This window comes from Halorhabdus amylolytica (assembly GCF_004944975.1).
Taxonomy (GTDB): Archaea; Halobacteriota; Halobacteria; order Halobacteriales; family Haloarculaceae; genus Halorhabdus; species Halorhabdus amylolytica.
On the sequence record NZ_SPQG01000002.1, the window covers coordinates 368,061 to 383,341 of the forward strand.

Annotated in this window: 17 protein-coding genes and 1 tRNA gene; 7 read left to right on the forward strand and 11 right to left on the reverse strand. The window is 63.2% G+C overall.

What is annotated here, in order from left to right; all coding sequences use genetic code 11:
• Positions 1 to 14: 14 nt before the first annotated feature.
• The 3 genes from E3374_RS04415 (at position 15) to surE (ending at position 3,066) form a co-directional block, all read left to right on the forward strand.
• Entirely contained in the window at positions 15 to 779 is a 765-nt protein-coding gene (locus E3374_RS04415) for a prephenate dehydrogenase/arogenate dehydrogenase family protein (protein ID WP_136687818.1), read from the forward strand.
• A complete protein-coding gene (locus E3374_RS04420; RefSeq protein WP_136687819.1) occupies positions 772 to 2,187 on the forward strand; it encodes a methyltransferase domain-containing protein in 1,416 nt (471 codons plus the stop codon). The genes E3374_RS04415 and E3374_RS04420 overlap by 8 nt, the downstream gene beginning before the upstream one ends.
• Before the next feature lie 81 nt (positions 2,188 to 2,268).
• A complete protein-coding gene (gene surE, locus E3374_RS04425) occupies positions 2,269 to 3,066 on the forward strand; it encodes a 5'/3'-nucleotidase SurE (protein WP_136687820.1) in 798 nt (265 codons plus the stop codon).
• Between the two features lie 48 nt (positions 3,067 to 3,114).
• Here the strand turns inward: surE and E3374_RS04430 are convergent, their stop codons facing one another.
• The 3 genes from E3374_RS04430 to E3374_RS04440 form a co-directional block, all read right to left on the reverse strand.
• Complete coding sequence (locus E3374_RS04430; RefSeq protein ID WP_136687821.1) at positions 3,115 to 3,288, reverse strand: DUF5786 family protein; 174 nt, start codon at positions 3,286 to 3,288, stop codon at positions 3,115 to 3,117.
• A 65-nt stretch (positions 3,289 to 3,353) separates the two neighbouring features.
• The gene (locus E3374_RS04435; RefSeq protein ID WP_136687822.1) at positions 3,354 to 4,193 is read right to left on the reverse strand and encodes an HD domain-containing protein; all 840 of its coding nucleotides are present in this window, start codon (positions 4,191 to 4,193) and stop codon (positions 3,354 to 3,356) included.
• A gap of 49 nt (positions 4,194 to 4,242) precedes the next feature.
• A complete protein-coding gene (locus E3374_RS04440; protein WP_136687823.1) occupies positions 4,243 to 4,719 on the reverse strand; it encodes a redoxin domain-containing protein in 477 nt (158 codons plus the stop codon).
• Between the two features lie 145 nt (positions 4,720 to 4,864).
• On the opposite strand from E3374_RS04440, the gene tatA reads away from it, so the two are divergent.
• From tatA to E3374_RS04455, 3 genes are all read left to right on the forward strand, one after another.
• The gene (tatA, locus tag E3374_RS04445) at positions 4,865 to 5,185 is read left to right on the forward strand and encodes a twin-arginine translocase TatA/TatE family subunit (RefSeq protein WP_136687824.1); all 321 of its coding nucleotides are present in this window, start codon (positions 4,865 to 4,867) and stop codon (positions 5,183 to 5,185) included.
• A 61-nt stretch (positions 5,186 to 5,246) separates the two neighbouring features.
• Positions 5,247 to 5,319, forward strand: a tRNA-Arg gene (locus tag E3374_RS04450).
• 483 nt (positions 5,320 to 5,802) lie between these two features.
• Positions 5,803 to 7,335, forward strand: a complete 1,533-nt coding sequence (locus E3374_RS04455) for a cryptochrome/photolyase family protein (protein WP_136687825.1) — start codon at positions 5,803 to 5,805, stop codon at positions 7,333 to 7,335.
• Between the two features lie 12 nt (positions 7,336 to 7,347).
• Here E3374_RS04455 and E3374_RS04460 read toward each other — a convergent pair whose 3' ends face one another.
• Positions 7,348 to 8,385, reverse strand: a complete 1,038-nt coding sequence (locus E3374_RS04460) for a sulfite exporter TauE/SafE family protein (RefSeq protein ID WP_136687826.1) — start codon at positions 8,383 to 8,385, stop codon at positions 7,348 to 7,350.
• A 3-nt stretch (positions 8,386 to 8,388) separates the two neighbouring features.
• Positions 8,389 to 8,538, reverse strand: coding sequence for a DUF7512 family protein (locus E3374_RS17045; protein ID WP_169051771.1), 150 nt, complete (start codon positions 8,536 to 8,538; stop codon positions 8,389 to 8,391).
• A gap of 384 nt (positions 8,539 to 8,922) precedes the next feature.
• On the opposite strand from E3374_RS17045, the gene E3374_RS04465 reads away from it, so the two are divergent.
• Positions 8,923 to 9,762, forward strand: a complete 840-nt coding sequence (locus E3374_RS04465) for a universal stress protein (protein WP_136687827.1) — start codon at positions 8,923 to 8,925, stop codon at positions 9,760 to 9,762.
• A gap of 622 nt (positions 9,763 to 10,384) precedes the next feature.
• On the opposite strand, the gene E3374_RS04470 is transcribed toward E3374_RS04465, so the two are convergent.
• The 6 genes from E3374_RS04470 to E3374_RS04495 all read right to left on the reverse strand — a co-directional run bounded on the left by E3374_RS04470 (position 10,385) and on the right by E3374_RS04495 (position 15,256).
• Positions 10,385 to 10,609, reverse strand: a complete 225-nt coding sequence (locus E3374_RS04470; RefSeq protein ID WP_136687828.1) for a hypothetical protein — start codon at positions 10,607 to 10,609, stop codon at positions 10,385 to 10,387.
• Positions 10,610 to 10,993: 384 nt separating this feature from the next.
• A complete protein-coding gene (locus tag E3374_RS04475; RefSeq protein WP_136687829.1) occupies positions 10,994 to 12,166 on the reverse strand; it encodes an inorganic phosphate transporter in 1,173 nt (390 codons plus the stop codon).
• A 24-nt stretch (positions 12,167 to 12,190) separates the two neighbouring features.
• A complete protein-coding gene (locus E3374_RS04480; protein WP_136687830.1) occupies positions 12,191 to 12,652 on the reverse strand; it encodes a YeeE/YedE family protein in 462 nt (153 codons plus the stop codon).
• Complete coding sequence (locus E3374_RS04485; protein WP_136687831.1) at positions 12,652 to 13,170, reverse strand: YeeE/YedE family protein; 519 nt, start codon at positions 13,168 to 13,170, stop codon at positions 12,652 to 12,654. The genes E3374_RS04480 and E3374_RS04485 overlap by 1 nt, the downstream gene beginning before the upstream one ends.
• A gap of 9 nt (positions 13,171 to 13,179) precedes the next feature.
• Positions 13,180 to 14,373: an MBL fold metallo-hydrolase gene (locus tag E3374_RS04490; protein WP_136687832.1), complete on the reverse strand. Its 1,194-nt coding sequence runs from the start codon at positions 14,371 to 14,373 to the stop codon at positions 13,180 to 13,182.
• Positions 14,374 to 14,662: 289 nt separating this feature from the next.
• Positions 14,663 to 15,256 carry an AsnC family transcriptional regulator gene (locus E3374_RS04495; RefSeq protein WP_136687833.1) on the reverse strand — a complete coding sequence of 198 codons (594 nt, stop codon included), beginning with the start codon at positions 15,254 to 15,256 and terminating at the stop codon, positions 14,663 to 14,665.
• Positions 15,257 to 15,281 lie beyond the last annotated feature (25 nt).

Here is a 15,281-nt window from a genome sequence, read left to right on the forward strand (position 1 = left end):
CGGTACGCTGGGATATGGACCTACTCGTCGTCGGTGCGGGGGAGATGGGACGGTGGTTCGCCCGCACGCTCGACGATCACCTTGAGGATCGGCTTGCCGTCGCCTTCACCGACGTGGATCCCGCTGTCGCCCGCGCCGCAGCCGAAGCATTCGACAGTCGAGCGGTCGCTCCCGACACCGACGAGAGCTTCGACCTCGTCTGTGTGGCCGTCCCGATCCCGGCGACCGCCGACATGATCGAGACCCACGCACCGAAAGCCAGGAAGGGGATCTGTGACCTCGCGGGCGTCATGGCCGATCCCGTCGCGGCGATGGCCGAGCACGCCCCCGACCGCGAGTGCGTGAGCTTCCATCCGCTCTTTGCGCCGGCGAACGCGCCCGGGAACGTTCCGCTGGTCGCCGACGAATCGGGGCCAGTCACCGACCGCGTCCGCGCGGCGCTTTCGGCGGCCGGCAACGACCTCTTCGAGACGACATCGGCCGAACACGACGCGGCGATGGAGACCGTCCAGGCCCGTGTTCACGCCGCGATCCTTGCGTTCGGACTGGCCGCCGAGCCGGTCCCCGAGCGATTCCAGACGCCGATCTCTGCCACTCTCTTCGACCTCCTGGAGAGCGTGACCGGCGGGGAGGCCCGCGTTTACGCCGACATCCAGGCCGCCTTCGAGGGTGCCGACGACGTGGCCGCGGCCGCCAAGCGACTGGCTGCAGCCGACGACGAGACGTTCGAGACACTGTACGAACAGGCCACGCGCCGGAGTCACCCCGACGATGAGTGACCAGCGACAGGCGATCGTGGATACGGCGAAGTACCTCCGGAACGTCCGGCCGGTCGATCCCGAGGAGATCCAGGAATACGTCGAGGGACAGCCCCACCCGGGCGTGATCAAGCGGACGTTACGGGAGGAAGCATTCGACCTGGGACTGCGCGAACGCGAGGACGGGACGTTCGTTCCCGCGCCGGAGGGCCCGCTCGATGCGTCGGTCGATCACGTCGAAGCGTTTCCCGAACGCTACGTTCGCGTTCTCGAGAACCTGCTCGTCGCCGAGTTCGGTGCCGGTTGGCCAGAGGGTGGGCCGGGCGATCGACTCCGCGCGCGGATCCGCGAGGTCAAGGCCGCCTACCTCGACGACGCGACCGTCGAGTACGACTGTCTCACCGCCCTGGCCTACGCCGTCTATCATCTACCGGACTACTACGCCGTCGGGCAGTACGCCCTCGCTCCCTTGCTGGAAGACGATCGGGTCCCGTCCCAGCTTCGTGTTCTGGACGTTGGCGCAGGGGTCGGTGGCCCCGCGCTCGGACTGCTCGATATCGTCACCGGTGCCGGCGGAATCGTGGAGTATCACGCCGTCGAGCCCGGCGACGGCGCCGCGACGATCTTCGAAGAGATGCTCGTGCAGACGGGACCGAACGCCCACACGACGATCCACAGAGATCGCGCCGAAACCTTCGAACCCGAGGGGGAGTTCGACCTGATCGTCTTCGCGAACGTCCTCGACGAACTGGATGACCCGGCGAGCGTCCTCAGCCGCTACGCGGACGCGCTTGCGGAGGACGGGTCGATCCTGGCTCTCTCTCCGGCGGATAGACGGACGGCGACCGGTCTCCGGGAAGTCGAACGCGCTGTCGAGGGCACCTACACGGTCTATGCACCGACAGTCCGCCTCTGGTCAGAGGAGACGCCGTCCGGCGAGTGCTGGTCGTTCACCCGCAAGACCGACTTCGGCGTCCCACCCTTCCAGGGGCGTCTCGACGAAGCTTGCGACGATCCCGATCACGAACCCGGCGAGTTCGTCAACGTCGACGTCCAGTACGCCTACTCGATCCTCCGGAAAGACGACGAGCAAGCGATAGAATACGTACCTGATCAGTCTCGCATCGCCAGGATGGCCGACGCGGAGGGATACGTCACAGACAGGATCAACGTCGTGGGGATCAAGCTCAGCCCGGACCTGCGCGACGATCCCGACGCCAATCCGGTCTTTCTCGTCGGCGACGGCAGCGAGCGGATCGACCACTTCGCCGTGTTAACCCGCGAGTCCGTTCTCAACGAGGATCTTGCGGCGAGCGAGTACGGCGACCTTCTGTCCTTCGAGAACGTCCTGGCACTGTGGAACGACGACGAGGGCGCTTACAACCTGGTCGTCGAGGCCGAGACGGTCGTCGAGCGGATTCCAGTGTGAGGCCGGCTCGGACGCTGTATGGTCACTCGGCTCACGATCGAGCGAGGACAGCCTTTTGCCCGCCAGGACCGGAGACCGTCCATGGACGAGGAGCCGACGATCCTACTGACCAACGACGACGGGATCGACAGCGTCGGCCTGGGCGCACTCTACGAGACACTTTCGACTATCGGCAACGTGACAGCTGTCGCGCCGGCCGACGACCGGAGTGCCGTCGGTCGATCGATCTCTTCGAACGTCGGGGTGAGCGAACACGAACTGGGCTACGCGATCGACGGGACGCCGGCAGACTGCGTCGTCGCCGGGCTGGAGGTTCTCGTTCCCGAAACGGACGTCGTCGTGGCCGGGTGCAACGACGGTGCCAACCTCGGCGCGTACGTCCTCGGTCGGTCTGGCACGGTTAGCGCGGCCGTCGAAGCCACGTTCTTCGACGTCCCTGCCGTCGCTGTCTCGATGTACGTCCCCGTGCGGGACGACGAGAAGTGGGAGCCACTGACCGAGGAGCCAGCCTCCTACGCCAACGCGACCCGTGTGGCCCGCTATCTGGTCGAGCGCGCACCTGAAGCCGGTGTCTTCGAGCAAGCCGACTACCTCAACGTCAACGCGCCGCTCGCCGAGAACGGCGAGGCGACTGCGCCCATGGAGATCACGGAACCGTCCCACGTCTACGAGATGGGTGCGACCAGGGACGACGGGGAGATCGAACTCCACGACCGGATCTGGGAGTGGATGGCCGACGGGACCATCCCCGATCCCGATGGGACCGATCGCCGAGCTGTCGTCGAGGGGCGAGTCAGCGTCTCGCCGCTGACTGCACCGCACACGACCGAACATCACGAAACGCTCGACTCGCTCGCGGACGGATACGAAACCGAGTAAAGAAAGAAGAGTCCTCCGAGTAGAGAACGGAGAGAGCTCTCGGCCGCGTCAGTCCTTCATGTCCTGGAGTTTGTCCAGGAGTTCATCCTGGGAAGCGTTGGCCTCGAAGCTGACCTCGCCGTCGTGGTCGGTCGCGTCGACGTCGACGCTCTCGCTGTCGTCGATGTCTGCCCCGCTGGCCTGGTTCTCCTGTTCGGATTCATCGTAGCTACCAAAGCCCATAACAATGGAATAGAGAACCCGGACGCCCTAAAACCGTCCGGTGTCCGATCCGGGAGCTGACCGCCTCACAACTCGATCCGCTCGACGATCCGATCCGCGTCCTCGCGGGTGTTTATCGCGACGATCCGGAGGAACTCTTCCAGTCCCGAATCCTGCAGTTTGGCCTTCAGGAGGTTGTCAACCTGATAGACGCCGGCTGCGTTGGTCATCTCGATCTCGACCAGGACGGGCGTTCCGTCGCCGGTCCGGAGGTTGACCGCTTCGATCGCCTGACTGGAAACGGTGTTGATCCCACGTCCGCCGTGTTCGTACGGGATACGCGAGCGGCCACTCTCCATGTCGAGGGCGTCGGCTACCCGAACGACACCGGCTTCGAGCGTCAGCGGCTCTTCCTCGGTGTGATGACAGAGGATCGCGTGGAGGACCTCGCTCTTGACGCGGACCGCCTCGGCCACGTCGTAGAAGGGCAACTCCGGGAGGATCCGATCGAGCAGATCCGCGGCCAGCGGGATCGAGTAATAGGGGTGGTCGTCACGGTGGACGACGTGTCCGATGTCGTGTAACGTCGCCGCTAACGCGACGATGACGGGTTCATCAACCTCATCGAGACCCTGTTCGCGTGCCCCGTTGAACGTGACGCCACCCTGTTTCAACAAGTCGTAGAGACATAGCGCCCGGTTGCGGACGATCTCGACGTGTTTCTCGCCGTGGTCGTTGTACTGTTTGCGCGCTACTGGGTTGACGTTCTGGGCGGCCAGATATGCCTGGATCTCGCGATCTTCGGTCACGTACTTCAGGACCTCGTTGAGTCGCTCGTCCGGGAACGTGTGTTCGGCTTCGGGGTCGTAGATCCGCCCCTCGGACTCGCCGTCCTCACCCGTGCCCGTGTCTGTCGCGTCGCTCATACGGGTGAAAGCGGCCGGATCGAGAAAAGTCGGTCGGGTTCCGCGCCGATCAGGCTGCGTCGGCTGCGGCCTCAAGTACCTCGTCGTAGTCCGGTTCGACGCCCGGATCGTCGCTGACCCACGCGTAGGTGATCTCGCCGTCCCCGTCGACGATGAACACCGAGCGCTTGGCGACGTCGTAGACGCCGAGTTCGTCGAAGTCCATTGTGAGGTCGTAGTCCTCGACGATCTCCTTCTCGGCGTCGCTGATCAGGTCGAAGGGCAGTTCGAGTTTGTCGCGGAACTCGTTGAGTGCGAACGGCGAGTCGACGCTGATGCCGTACAGCGTCGCGCCGGCATCCTCGACCTCCTCGATACGGTCGCGGAACGCGGCCATCTCGTGGCTGCAGACGCTGGTGAACGCGCCCGGGAAGAACGCCAGGACGAGTGGGGCGTCGTCGAGATTCTCCGAGAGCGTGAACGAGTCGACATCGCCGTTCGCGAGCGGTGCGGTGAAGTCGGGGGCTGTGTCGCCTTCGGTAACCATTGCACCCCCGAGTAGGAGTGACGACCCAAAAGATGTACCGCTCGCGACAATAGGTGTAACGGCCGTCCCGAACCGTCGGTGGACTCCGTTGGGGTTAAGCGGAGCAAAAAGACTATAATAGACAGTAGGTAAGTCCCAGGTAGCGATGATCGATGGATTGATCTTACAACTCGGTGGCATCCCGGGCGGGCCCGAAGTACTGTTGATCCTGCTGTTGGCAGTGCTCCTGTTCGGCGCGAACAAGATCCCCAAACTCGCCCGGTCGACGGGTCAGGCCATGGGCGAGTTCCAGAAGGGCCGCCAGCAGGTCGAGGAGGAACTCGAAGAGATGAAAGAGGGAGAAGGTCCCACGGCGGAGTCCAGCCCTGCGAGCGAGGGGACGCCGAGTACGGAGACGGCCAGGACGAGTACGGAGACGGCGGACGCCGGTACCGACGCCACTGAAACGGACACGACCTCCAAATAGGTCCCCGCGTTTTGAGGGCGGATCACAACGGTTTTTCTCCAGCCAGGTGTACCACGCGACAGGACGCGTGGCCTAGGGGACAGGGCGAGGGGTTCCTAACCCCTCGATCGCGGGTTCGAATCCCGCCGCGTCCGTAGCGACGACCGCAGGGAGGAGCGGAGGACCAAGAGATTCGAAACACGCGAGACGAGCGGGGCGAGACGGGACTGGAAGGAGCGTCTCGTAAGGCGAGCGGTGAAGCCGCGAGCGCAGCGAGTCTCGCCATCGGGTTCGAATCCCGCCGCGTCCGTAGCGACGACCGCAGGGAGGAGCGAAGCGGCCGCGGCGTAGATCGCAAACGCTTCGCGTTTGCTCACTCCCGCCGCGTCCGTCGCGGTTCCTCGCGTCCGCTCGTCACACACGACGAACGCGGCGACCTTCCCGAACGCTCCGCGTTCGCTCAGTCCCGATAGACTCGCTTCGCTCGTCTATCGACGTTCGCCTCGCGATGTTTGACGAACTCCCGCCGCGTCCGTTCTCCGGCGAACGACAGTGGGTCCGGGCTGACCCGACCGAAACATGCCTTTACACACCATCAGTACGAACAGAGCGTCCATGCTCTTCAGGAGGTCGGCCCTGTGACCGTCTGGGTGCTTGGCGATCAACTCACCCGCGAACACGGCCCCGTTGCCAAACGGCCGGACGAACCGGTCTTGCTGATCGAGGCCTACGCCTTCGCTGAACGCCTCCCCTACCATCCCCACAAGCTCACGCTCGTGTTCAGCGCGATGCGACACTTCCGGGACGAACTCCGGGACGAAGGTCGAGATGTCCACTACTATCAGGTCGAGACGTTCGGCGACGGTCTTGAGGCACATTTCGTTGATTATTCCGAAGACGACCTAACCATAATGCGCCCGGCAGGTGGCAGGACCGACCGGCTCCGGGAACTCGTCGAGAAGCGTGGTGGGTCGCTGGATGTCGTAGCGAATCCGCTGTTTTGCTGTTCGTCCGAGCAGTTCGACGACTGGGTAGACGGCCGGAACGTCGACACCTACCGCCACGAAGATTTTTACCGGCACATGCGCCGGGAAACTGGCATTCTGATGGACGACGGCGACCCGGTCGGCGGCGAGTGGAACTACGACGAGGACAACCGCGAGACGCCGCCCGACGACTGGGAGCCACCCGACCCGCCCGCGTTCGAACCGGACGAGACAACTCGGGAGGTGGACGAATGGGTGGCCGACCGGTTCGACGGCGACTACGACGAACCACCCTATGGCGGATCATGGGCCGACCCGGATCCGTTTCGATGGCCGGTGACGCGTGAGCAGGCACTCGAAGTGCTCGCGGACTTCTGTCGGAATCGCTTCACGGCGTTCGGGCCGTACCAGGACGCCATGCGGCGAGAGTCGTGGGCGATGAGCCACTCGTTGCTTTCGACCAGCCTGAACCTCGGACTACTTCACCCCGCAGAGGTGATCGATCGGGCGATCGACACCTACGAGAACGGTAATGCGCCGCTCAACAGCGTCGAGGGATTCGTCCGGCAAGTGCTGGGTTGGCGGGAGTTCATGCGTCACGTCTACCGTCGTGAGCGCGACACGTTCGCCGAGGCGAACCAACTGGCGGCGACCGAACCGCTCCCCGAATTCTTCTGGACGGGCGAGACGGACATGGCCTGCCTCGGCGACGTCATCGACGGCGTCCGTCGTCGAGGATATGCCCACCACATCGAGCGCCTGATGGTGCTTTCGAACTTCGCGACGACGTTCGGCGTCGATCCACGTGCGCTCAACCAGTGGTTTCACGTCGCCTTCATCGATGCCTACCACTGGGTGACGACGCCCAACGTCGTCGGGATGGGCACGTTCGCCAGCGACGTGCTCTCGACGAAACCCTACGTGGCATCCAGCAATTACGTCGATCGAATGAGCGACTACTGTGGCAGTTGTCCCTATCACAAAACCAAGACGATCGGTGAGAACGCCTGCCCGTTCAACGCGCTGTATTGGGACTTTCTGGGCCGAAACGAGGCGCACCTCCGGTCGAATCATCGGATGGGGCTGATCTACAGTCACTGGGACGACAAAGACGAGACGGAGCGGGAGGCAATCGATGAGCGAGCGGCGGCCATCCGGAAGGCCGCCCGTCGCGGCGACCTTTGAGGGGGTGGTCCCTCAATCCGCCGGGGAGACGTCAGCCGTTCTCGTGTCTTCTCGGATTGCTTTCAGGGCGCTGTAGATGACGGCACTCCCGACAGCGAGGGCCGAGAGCATAATCAGGGCAAAGCTGACGAGCTTGAGTTCGCCGATTCCATACGCGTTACCGAGTTGCCGAAGTGCGACTGCCACTGATCCCCCGAGCAACATCAGTCCGAAGTAGATCTTGATTTCGCTTTCCTCGACCAGGCTCGTGGCTGTCGAACCGATCCGGGCACCGAGGGCGCTCCCGGCGAGTAAGGGCACGACGATCGAGAGATCAACGGCACCTTCCAGTCCGTAGAGGAACGAGCCGAGCCCGCCGGAGAAAACGATCTCGAAGAGGTCGGTCCCGACGGCGATCGGAACGGGCACGCCGATCAGGTAGAACATCGCCGGCATGCGGATGAATCCGCCGCCGACCCCGAGAAACCCGGAGAGCAATCCCGTCGCGAAGGCGACGCCGAGCACCATCCACAGTGAGACCTTGATGCCGCCCCCGATCGTCATCATCGGCGGAATGGTGTAGGACTGGATTGTCTTCGCGATGTCCGGGATCGCGTCCGGATCGATCTCCCCATTGGGGTCGTGTTGCTCTTCGATCGATTCTTCCTCGTCGTTACGGAGAGCGTTACGCGTAACGAACAGGCCGACGCCACCCAGCAGAACCACGTACGTGACGCCGACTATCAGTCCTGCCAGTCCCCGGTCCTGCAGGAAGTAGAGCCCGATCCGTCCGACTTCGATACCCGCTGTCGTCCCGACGATCATCAGCCCGCCGAGTTTGTAATCGACCTGGCCGAGGTCGCGATGCTTGAGGGTCGCGATGACGGCCGTCCCGAAGACGAAGGCCATCCCGCTGCCGACGGCCGTGGTCGTCTCGAAGCCCATGATCATCAACGCGGGCGTCACGAGGAACGACCCGCCCATCCCGAAGAACCCAAAGAGCACGCCGACCATGAAACCGAAGCCGACGAACAGTGCGATCATGCTCGCGGCGAGTCCGAACAGTTCCATGGGTTAGAGAGTGCGAATGCGTTCGACGAGTGGTTTCGCGACGATACTCGATAATGCGCCGTACCCCAGATAGAGGACGCCCGCCTCGAGCAACACTGCGCCCACGAGCGTGGCTGCCTCCAACATCTGGGCTCCCGATCCAAGTCCGATCATGCGTTTCCCCTCGTCAGTGACAGCAGTTGTGTGCGAATCATGGTTGGCTCTTCAATACTCCTTATTCCACGGGTGCGTAAAACGCTTTTGAACATATTGCACAATATTACAAACACGTATCCGCCACGTAACCGACGAGAATATTCTCTTAAGTTATCTGGATATAGTTATCGGGGGGTCGGGACCGTCCGATAGTGTCTATCAGAAAACGGCGATAAGAGATATTTGCCGGCTATTTGGCCCGATCCACAATTCGTCAGTCGGTATGTCATCAGTATTCACGCCGAAGTGTGCGCACTGGCTCCCGATAGTAGGCCCGTCTGATGTACGAAGTAGTATTGAACAATCGAAGCAATATTATAGGGTCGGGGCCAAGTACGCCATATGAAGGCCGTCTACGCGACAGATCTCTCAGAAGCGAGCGAAGCCACGGTCGCCAACGAGACGTGTCTGGAGTGTTTAGACCGGATCGGTGTCGAGGAGTTTCACCTCGTGACGGTCGTCCCCTCGAACGTCCACTCCGGGATGCCAGGGATGAACTTCGAGAAGCGTCGCCGGGCGGCGTTAGACCGCTATCGGGAGAGTTTCGAAGATGCGGGATTCGCGGTCGAGACGCACGTCGTACGCGGGACGCCCCATCGCCGTATCAACGGGATCGCGGAGTCCGTCGGCGCGACCCTCACGATCGTCGGGTCGCGGGGTTCGAGTCCCTTGGAGAACCGCTTTATCGGCTCGACGGTCCGGAACCTCGCACGGACGTCAGTGACACCCCTGCTCGTCAACCGGATCCAGCGAGCGACCGACGATCCCGACGTGCTCGAGGAACATCTCTTCCAGCGAATGCTATACGCGACTGACTTTTCAGAAAACGCACGAGAAGCCTTCGAGGCGTTTTCGTACCTCCGGCACGCGACCCAGGAAGCGACGCTGGTCCACGTCCAGACGCCCGCCGATCCTGATCCGGAGGACGACCCTCGGGATCGGCTCGACGAACTAGCCGGCCAACTTCAGGAGTGGGACATCGACACGCGTCTGGACGTCCGGCAGGGTGATCCCGTCGAGGAGATCCTCGCCGCCGAAGACGAGGACGATCCGAGTACGACGCTGGTCGGCTCGCGGGGCCACAGCCGGTTACGGCGACTGTTACTCGGTAGCGTCTCTGAGGATGTCGTTGCGAAAGCGGACGGCAACGTGATGCTGATTCCGCCCAAACGCGTCGCGTGATACTACCGCGACGCGATGTATCTGTACAGCACAAATGTAGACGGATCCCGTCCCGTCACAGAATGGTCTCCGTTGACTGTCGAGTGGTAAGCGACCAACGCGGAAGGCATTCTTCTGGACACTGCCATGGCCATCCTGCATACAGCGATTACGTTCAGCAAACGAGCGACCGGTTCAGGTGGCCGCTATCTTCCAAGCCGGGCTCTCCTCACGGGCAAGGGCCGATGAGGGATCGAATCCAATCACTGGAGTCTCAGAACCGCTGGTAGCAGTGCTTGAAAACGAACCTCGATCGATCCAAGAGACAGCTGTTGAGACAGGGTCCCGGGCGCGGCGTCCGTGCCAGCGATCGCAATCACTGCGCTCCCGACCCGTATCTCGGCGGTCTGTCCAGTCTCGGAGAGCAGCCGCAAGAGCCCCGGTAGCCGCTCCTGTTCACTCCGTAGCAGACGGAATCCGGCCCACACCGAGGGAACCTGGACGCGAATACGATCTCCTACGGTACCGATTGCGAGGTCAATGTCATTGACGGTGACCGAAAGATTGGCCGTGACATCGAGATCAGGACGACGACGAGCGAGATCCCCAACAGTTGTGAGTGGATCATCGCTCGCTACCACGCTCAGTCACTCTCGTTGGTCGTCACGCGAACCGTTCCGTCAACCTGCCAGTGAGCGTGATCAGCGTCCTCGCCAACCTTGCTTGGAACTGCCACATTCATATCTTCAAACTCGTACACGATTTCGGCACCCCGACCGGTCAGTCTATCGTAGAGGCCGACCGCGAGCTCGGGCCAGCTGGTCGTTTCCTCGATACGCTTTTCGGATTCTGTTTCAGTTTCACTCATGATTTACCAGTAGGGTTAGTTGCACTTATAGCTATGCCACAAATCGAAAAGACAAACTGCCAATCGTCCCCCGTTGCACTATCGAGAATCGGACGGAGACAGATCGATCATCAGTCAGTCCGGTATTCAGGGCTTCGTTTCCTGCTGGGTTGGCACTGACGACAGACTCGGTAGACGGCACTGTCTCCACCGCCGAATTCATCTCTGTCAATACTGGCGAGACCGATACAGAGGGTGAATACAGTGCTCGGCCACCGTTTCCCTCACGTTGTTCCCAAGAACCAACTGCTCAGTGGGGATATCCCCACTGAATGGAGCATCACACGGTACACGAACGTCTTCTCTGAAGTGGTTCGGTGGGATCACCCGGAATAGCCGACGGTATCACGCGATTCCAAACACGAGTACTGTCCCATAGCCCAGTCCCAACGATAGCGTGAGCGAACCGATCCACGCGAGGACGGTCACCCCCAGCTTTCGGCGGCTAACGTCGGCCCCGCCGACGGCCAGGCCGCTGCCGACGATGCCGCTGACGATGATTTCGTTGAACGAGACCGGTACACCCAGGAGGACAGCGAGCTGGGCGATCAGAAACGAGGGAACCAGTGTCGCGATCGAGCGGCGCGGCCCCAGCGAGGCGTACTCCTGGGAGAGGGCGGTGATCATCCGCGGCGCCCCGGTCCAGGAACCGACGAGCATGCCGAGCCCGCCACCCAGCAGGATGGCGAACGTGGGCACGATCGACTGGCCGTCGAAGAGTGGGAGCAACGGGCCGACGGCCAGGCCGACCTGACTCGCGCCCGCGGAGAACGCCACGAGCGAGCCGAGCGCCAGGAGAAAGCGCCGGAGCCCACCGTTCAAGTCACGGCGCAGGTCCCAGCGGACGACGAACGCGCTCGCGACCCCTGCCAGCGCCGTGACCAGCGGGACGGCAAGCGCATCGGGGACAGGCAACAGGCGCCCCCCGGCAGCGGCGACGGTCCCACCTATACTTCCGAGGAACGCGAACTCCAAGTTCACGACCACGGCACTGACGAGCGCGGCGAGAATGGGGACGCTCAGGTCTTCGGGAACGTCCGGACGTGGGAGCGTCCGTGCGATGGCAAATGCGACAGCACCGCCACCGATCGGCGTCAGGACCCACAGCGCGCCGACTTCGCGGTACTTCGCCCAGGCCGGGTCGCCGCCCAGCGCCAGCCCGACGCCGATCACCGCGCCAGTCACGGTGAACGCGGTCGCGATCGGATAGCCCGTCTTGATCCCGATCGTCATCAGTCCCGCACCGATCAACAGGACGGCGATGACGCCCGTCGGCGGAAGCGTGACGCCATCGACGAGTCCGCTCCCGACGGCTTCCGAGACGTTTCCGCCCTGGGTCACCGCGCCGAGAAATCCGAGGATGCCGACGACCAGTGCCGCCCGGAGCGTCGAGATGGCGTTGGCACCCACGGCGGGGGCAAAGGGAGTCGCGCCGCTGGAGCCAGCGCCGATGACCCACGCCATGAACAGGCTCGCGAGGCTCGCGACGGCGAACAGTCCGATCGTGGCTGGATCCATACGTGAGAGAGAATCGGAACGCGATCAGTTCGTTCGTGATCGCCAGACGCCCTGGAGATACGCGCCGACGAACATCCCGCCGATGGCGATCAGGATCGGCCAGTTGCCGATCCCGAGGCTGGCGTACCCGGAGCCCGGACAGACACCGGAGATTCCCCAGCCCAGGCCGAAGATAACCCCCCCGACCAGGACGTTCCGGTCGAAGGACTTCAGTCGACGGCCGTAGATGTCGCCGGTCAGCGGCGCACGCTCGCGGAGTTGCGGAACGAGAGCGAACGCGAGCCCCGAGACGATCGCCGCGCCGAACATCACGAACAGCAGACCCAGATCGACCAGTTGCAGGAAGTCCAGAACCACCTCAGGGCGAGCCATGTGACTCGCGGCAAGCCCGAACCCGAACAACAGGCCGCCGAGGAGGATCACCGGCATGAACAGCGGATGCCGGCCACTTTGCTGAGGGTCCTGCCGTGGCGTTTCGTCACTCATCAGGGCCGCACCCCCAGGGCCATGACGACCTGGGCCGTCGCGATCGCGACAGCCAGGAAGGTGATCACGCCGACCAGTGACGTCTTCGAGCGCGAGCCGATCCCGCAGACGCCGTGCCCGGAGGTACAGCCCTTGCCGATCCGCGTCCCGACGCCGACGAGGACCCCCCCGGCCAGCAGTCGCCACCACTGGACGTCGGTCGTCCAGACCTCGCCCTGCCAGATGACGGCGTAGACGGCCGCCCCGAGGACGATCCCGACGGTGAAGACGAGCCGCCAGTCACGCGAGGCGCGGTACTGCTGAAAGCGCGAGCGATCCGAGACGTAGGTCAGCGTCGATTCGAGGAAGGAACTCGCGCCGGGAGCGATGGCCGTGGCGGCGTAGATGACGGCCGTCCCGAGGCCGACGAACAGCCCGCCAACGGCGTAGCGGGTAATTCCTTCGGGGAACAGCGTCTCGAACAGCGAGAGGACGATCAGGTCCGGGAACGGCGATAGAGCGGTCGGGTCGAGGAACATGCGCGTCGATCAGTCTCCGGCGAGTGAATCCTGGCTGGCCGCGCAGTTGTTCGGGCCGAGTTCGAGGCGAAAGGCCTCCTCGTCGTCGATCTGATTCTGCCCCAGATTCGTCGCGATGATGTCCTCGTAGTTTGCCGGGCGGGGCGGCATGTCCGCGAGGATCAACTCGACGAAGTCCTCGACGTCCATCGAGAGGGCGTCCATCTCGTCCCGGAGGTCGCCAAGCGGCGCGGTGTAGGTACCGTCGGCGGCGGGTTCGGCGGCGTCGCTGGTGTGGCCGCCGGCGATCAGCACGTCGTCGGAAAGCGTCAGGATGCGCTCCTGGAGCGTCTCGTAGAGCTGCCGGGCGGCGTCTTCGGCCCCTTCGTCACCGGCTTCCAGGTCCGGGCGGGCGACACTTTCGACGAACAGCCCGTCGCCGGTCGCGAGGAGGCTGTCACCCACGAGGTAGGAGGTCATTCCGGTCGTATGACCGGGAGTGTGGATCGCCTCGATCTCGACGTCACCGACGGTGAAGACGTCGCCGTCTTCGGCGGCGGTCAAAACGTCTGTGTCTTCGACGCCCCGGTCGATCGCCGCGGCTGGTAGGACGGCTTCGACGCCCTCTGCAGCGAGTGGGCGGATGCCAGAGACGTGGTCGGCGTGGACGTGCGTGTCCAGCGCGTAGACGAGGTCGGCGTCGTGTTCCGCGGCGTCTTCGAGATATCGGTCGGTGAACGCCCGAAGGGGGTCGATCACTGCGGCCTCACCGTCGTCGACAGCGAGGTATCCCAGACAGCCACTGGAGGGCCGTTGATACTGGAAGACGGTCCCCTGGCCATCGTAGTTCGTGACTTCAACGGCCTCGTAGATCTCCGCCCAGCCGTTCATGCCCTCGGCAACGTTGACTGCGTCGTAGCCTTCTCCCTTCAACAGACCCGCGATGTAATCGCTGGCCTCTCCCTTCGCACAGACGACGACGATCTCCTCGTCGTCCGGGAGCGATTCGAAGATGTCCTCGCCGATGTCGTCGTCGAGGAATTCGTAATACGGGACGTTGATCGCCTCGACCGACTCGCCCTCGATGTGCCACTCCTCGTACTCGCTGCCCATCCGAACGTCGAGGATCGTGATCGCTTCCCCCTCTTCGATCCGAGACCTGAGCGTCGTCGGTTCGATCGCCGTTGCCGTTTCCTCCGGTGTCGGGAAATCCACGTCAGCCATGGTGTCGCTCGTTCGTACCGTCCGCTCGCACATAAGCGTTCTCATAGTCTTGGAAAAAGCACACAATATTCTCCGGGACTGCCCACCGGCATAAATCGTCGGAGGTCTCCGACAGAGGCGACCGTTATTTGAACAACCCCCTATATTCGGGACCTTGAAGTGATTGCCATAGCGCAACGGTATTCAGTTAGTGATTAGTAGTTCGAATAACGCACAATACTGCTGGGATCGATAGGATCGACGCGAACGACTGTCGCGGTCGGGGTGTGCGTAACTCGTGACTCGTCGTTCAGTCCTCGACGCCCGCGGCCAGTTCCTCGTAGCGGTCGACGAACTTCGACTGACAGGATTGACAGCAGAAGTGATAGACGTCGCCGTCCAGTGTCGCGGTCTCTCCCTCGGTCGTCACGGTGTTCCCGCACTCCGCACACTCCGGTGCGAGTTCGCCCGTCCCGAGCTGTGGCGTCCACTCGCTGTCGGCCAGCAATCGAACGTCGATCTCTTCGATTGTCGCCAGGTCGGCATGCTCGGCCAAGAACTCCCTCACGTTACGCTGATCGACGTGGGCGATCACGAGGACGGTGCCCTCGGCCGTCCGGAAGACGTGTTCGACTGCTTCCGCCTCGTCGATCCCGTCCGCGACGGCTCCCGTGTCGGGTCGCGTCCGGAGTTCGATCAGTACTGGGACGCCCTCTCTGAGCATCGACCGATCGAGGTCGAGCGTGAACCCTTCGATCAACCCGATCTCTCCGAGTCGTTCGACCCGATCCGAGACCGCCGGGGCCGAGAGGTCGACCGCGTCGGCGATGTCACTGTAGGGCCGCCGGGCGTCTTCGAGTAACAGGCGAAGAATGTCCCGATCCGTGTCGTCGAGTCCGCGCATATTTCGACCCTCGATGGCCTGGTGT

Excerpts from the sequence above, each read along its gene's own strand:
- E3374_RS04435 (WP_136687822.1), bottom strand. The coding sequence starts at position 4,193 with ATGAGCGACGCGACAGACACGGGCACGGGTGAGGACGGCGAGTCCGAG.
- E3374_RS04420 (WP_136687819.1), top strand. The coding sequence starts at position 772 with ATGAGTGACCAGCGACAGGCGATCGTGGATACGGCGAAGTACCTCCGG.
- tatA (WP_136687824.1), top strand. The coding sequence starts at position 4,865 with ATGATCGATGGATTGATCTTACAACTCGGTGGCATCCCGGGCGGGCCC.
- E3374_RS04430 (WP_136687821.1), bottom strand. The coding sequence starts at position 3,288 with ATGGGCTTTGGTAGCTACGATGAATCCGAACAGGAGAACCAGGCCAGC.
- E3374_RS04465 (WP_136687827.1), top strand. The coding sequence starts at position 8,923 with ATGAAGGCCGTCTACGCGACAGATCTCTCAGAAGCGAGCGAAGCCACG.
- E3374_RS04490 (WP_136687832.1), bottom strand. The coding sequence starts at position 14,373 with ATGGCTGACGTGGATTTCCCGACACCGGAGGAAACGGCAACGGCGATC.
- E3374_RS04495 (WP_136687833.1), bottom strand. The coding sequence starts at position 15,256 with ATGCGCGGACTCGACGACACGGATCGGGACATTCTTCGCCTGTTACTC.
- surE (WP_136687820.1), top strand. The coding sequence starts at position 2,269 with ATGGACGAGGAGCCGACGATCCTACTGACCAACGACGACGGGATCGAC.
- E3374_RS17045 (WP_169051771.1), bottom strand. The coding sequence starts at position 8,538 with ATGATCGGACTTGGATCGGGAGCCCAGATGTTGGAGGCAGCCACGCTC.
- E3374_RS04485 (WP_136687831.1), bottom strand. The coding sequence starts at position 13,170 with ATGTTCCTCGACCCGACCGCTCTATCGCCGTTCCCGGACCTGATCGTC.
- E3374_RS04480 (WP_136687830.1), bottom strand. The coding sequence starts at position 12,652 with ATGAGTGACGAAACGCCACGGCAGGACCCTCAGCAAAGTGGCCGGCAT.
- E3374_RS04470 (WP_136687828.1), bottom strand. The coding sequence starts at position 10,609 with ATGAGTGAAACTGAAACAGAATCCGAAAAGCGTATCGAGGAAACGACC.
- E3374_RS04460 (WP_136687826.1), bottom strand. The coding sequence starts at position 8,385 with ATGGAACTGTTCGGACTCGCCGCGAGCATGATCGCACTGTTCGTCGGC.
- E3374_RS04475 (WP_136687829.1), bottom strand. The coding sequence starts at position 12,166 with ATGGATCCAGCCACGATCGGACTGTTCGCCGTCGCGAGCCTCGCGAGC.
- E3374_RS04415 (WP_136687818.1), top strand. The coding sequence starts at position 15 with ATGGACCTACTCGTCGTCGGTGCGGGGGAGATGGGACGGTGGTTCGCC.
- E3374_RS04440 (WP_136687823.1), bottom strand. The coding sequence starts at position 4,719 with ATGGTTACCGAAGGCGACACAGCCCCCGACTTCACCGCACCGCTCGCG.